Annotated in this window: 2 protein-coding genes; both read right to left on the bottom strand. The window is 51.8% G+C overall.

Annotated features, from left to right (window positions below):
* Positions 1-181: 181 nt before the first annotated feature.
* Complete coding sequence (locus K2I50_RS06150) at positions 182-1,675, bottom strand: tyrosine-type recombinase/integrase (RefSeq protein ID WP_301025326.1); 1,494 nt, start codon at positions 1,673-1,675, stop codon at positions 182-184.
* Between the two features lie 268 nt (positions 1,676-1,943).
* On the bottom strand, positions 1,944-3,144 hold a 1,201-nt coding region (locus K2I50_RS06155), incomplete at its 5' end, for a putative PEP-binding protein (RefSeq protein WP_367279091.1).

Consider the following 3,144-nt stretch of genomic DNA (forward strand, 5'->3'; position numbering starts at 1 on the left):
CGGGAAAACTCCGCATTAATGGCAATAAACTCCGCATTTGGTACACAAATAAAATAAAAGAAAAGAAAAATAAATAAAAGAAAAGGTGGCGGTGGTGGAGTGCGCGCACACGCGCACGAACACACGCACACGCACGAGAGAGAAGACACCGCCGCCCCACCCCCGAAAAAATTAAAAAAAATCAAAAACCCTTTCCCTTCGTGCGCTCATACACCGCCTCACGGTCAGCGTCCACGTCCTTTATGCGAAACTGCACAGCACAGCCAGTCGGGATTGTGTCGGGCAACTGCTCCGCAAGCCTGCTGATGACCGCATCGACATTCCCGAAGCCTATGTCACTGACCTCGGCAAGCACCTCTCCGCGAAAGTAGGCACGGGCATAGACCATGCGCTTGGGCGAAAGCCGGAACAACTTGTCAGCAGGCTCATCAACCCCTCGCGCCATTCCCTGCTTGCTCTTCGCCGTGGAGAAAAAGATAAAATCAATCACTTTGGCGTTCAACTCCCAGGCCGGAGTGAAATCAATCTTGATATAGCCTCGCGTTATCGTATGCCCATGCGAATGATTCATACCAAACGCCACCTCCGCGATGCTCGCCCCGCAATCGTTCTGCGCCACCGTTCCCCAAGTGTGACGGAACGTGTATGCGCTGTACCAACACTCTTTCGGTATCCCCATGCTCTTGCAGAGCTGCTTTATGCCATTGTTCACATTCGCGTTGAACGAGTCCGAGGACGTGAACCGCTTGTGAAAGTTCAGCAAGTAGGGGTCGTCAGCCTCGGCCAGATATTTCTCAACTAACGGCTGAATAATCGGCTCGACACGAATCTCGAAATATGCGTCATCGGCGCGGAACTTCTTCGTCTTGGCTCTCTTGTAGCAGATACAGCCGTTTCGGTAATCCTCCTTACGCAGCTCGTAGATATCGACCGTGTTCATGCCTGCGAGACACAGCACCATCTTCGCCACATCGCGCCCCAGTTCGGGCAACGGATCGACCATGCGTGTATCCGGGAGAGGTGCAGTAAAGAACAGCCTGCAATCCTCCGGGCTAATAGCTTTCTTGACTGTACGGTCACTCTGAGGAATCTTTACCTTGCCCCACGGATTGACCTTTATGCGCAGATTGCCGTTGTCATAGTCGTTATACTCCTCAACCGCAGCCTTGAACACCTGCCTCATACACACCGGGTACATCTCCTTTGCCCTGTGCGTATGCTCCAGCGACTGAATCCACCTCGTTATCTGCGTTGAGGTAAGCTGCGCAAACATGATTTTGTTCGTGCCGTAAAACCGCTCCATGTGTCCGAGAGCCTGCCGATAGTTCTGCGCCGTGCGCAACTGGTACCGGTCCACCATGCGGTCGATATGGTGGCGTGCGTAGTCGCTGAAGCAGATGTCATCCTCACCGGTTTTAAGATATTCCACGACCTCGGCCACTGTCCACCTGCTGATGTCCTTTTTGTTCAGTCGGTCATTGAACTCCAGTATCCGCTCCGAACACCAGTTAAGCACAAACGGGTCTTTAATCTCCTTTGACTTGGAGAGTTCCTTTTTCGTAATCATCTTGTCGGTCTTGATATACCCATGCACTCTGCGATGGGTAACACGGATATAGACCTGCATGAATCCGTCCTTGCGCTCACCGCGCACAACTGCCTTGAAGTTTGCCATTGTCTCTTCTATGTTCCAATATTTTGAGGTTAATAAATTCCATTGATTTTATATCTCTCACTACTACCGAGAGTTAGTGTCGTACACACCAGTGTACACACGCTGTATGCACCCCTGCCAAATGTGTGACACTTTCTGTACGCAAATCCGCGCATTTGTACACACAAAGTGATGCCAAGTGAACGAACCCCCTAAGAACAACTTAGGCTGTAACGCCTGATTTCTCAAAGCGTTACAGCCTAACTGTCGGATTATGTTACGTTATGTCTTAGTCTTCCAGACTGGCCTGCGCCGCAGCTACACGAGCGATGGGCACGCGGTAGGGTGAGCAGCTGACGTAGTTCATGCCGAGTTTAGCGCAGAACTTAACAGAGCTGGGCTCGCCGCCATGCTCGCCACAGATACCCACCTTAAGTTCGGGCTTGGTAGCACGGCCTTTCTCTACGCCCATGCGCACGAGCTGGCCAACGCCTTCCTGGTCAAGAACTTCGAAGGGATCAGTCTTGATAATACCATGCTCTTTGTAGAACTTAAGGAACTTGGGTGCGTCATCGCGAGAGTAACCGAATGTCATCTGGGTAAGGTCGTTGGTACCAAATGAGAAGAAATCGGCTACAGTAGCAATCTGATCGGCAGTAAGGGCTGCACGGGGCACCTCAATCATAGTACCAACCTTGTAGGCAACGCTTTCTCCGCGTTCTTCGAATACCTTGGATGCGGTAATGTTGATAACGTCGGCCTGATTCTGGATTTCCTTAAGAGTACCAACCAGAGGAATCATAATCTCAGGGAACACCTTGATGCCACGAGCCTTCATGTTGAGGGCAGCCTCAATGATAGCGCGGGTCTGCATTTCGGTAATCTCGGGATATGTGATACCAAGGCGGCAGCCGCGGTGTCCGAGCATCGGGTTGAACTCCTCAAGGCTATCAACCTTTGCCTTAACCTCCTCAAGGGTAAGACCCATCTCGTTGGCGAGCTCTTTCTGAGTAGCAGTCTGATGGGGTACAAACTCATGCAGCGGGGGATCAAGCAGACGAATAGTAACGCCAAAGCCGTCCATAGCCTCGAAGATACCTTCGAAGTCAGAGCGCTGCATCGGGAGCAGTTTGTCAAGAGCGTTACGACGGCCGTCAACATCGCTCGCGAGAATCATTTCACGCACAGCCTTGATACGGTCACCTTCGAAGAACATATGCTCGGTACGGCAGAGACCGATACCCTGGGCGCCGAAGTGGCGTGCCTGCTTGGCATCGCGGGGGGTATCTGCATTAGTGCGCACGAGAGTCTTGGTGTATTTTGCAGCAAGATTCATGATTGCGCCGAAGTCGCCACCGAGTTCAGGCTCAGCAGTGGGCACCTGTCCGTCGTAAACTTCACCGGTAGAGCCATTGAGTGAAATCCAATCGCCCTCATTATATACCTTACCGCCCATTTCTACGGTCTTGGCCTTGTAGTCGACCTTGATT

This window comes from Muribaculum sp. (assembly GCF_029051885.1).
Taxonomy (GTDB): domain Bacteria; phylum Bacteroidota; class Bacteroidia; order Bacteroidales; family Muribaculaceae; genus Muribaculum.

Coding starts and splice junctions, on each gene's coding strand:
- K2I50_RS06150 (WP_301025326.1), bottom strand. CDS start 1,675: ATGGCAAACTTCAAGGCAGTTGTGCGCGGTGAGCGCAAGGACGGATTC.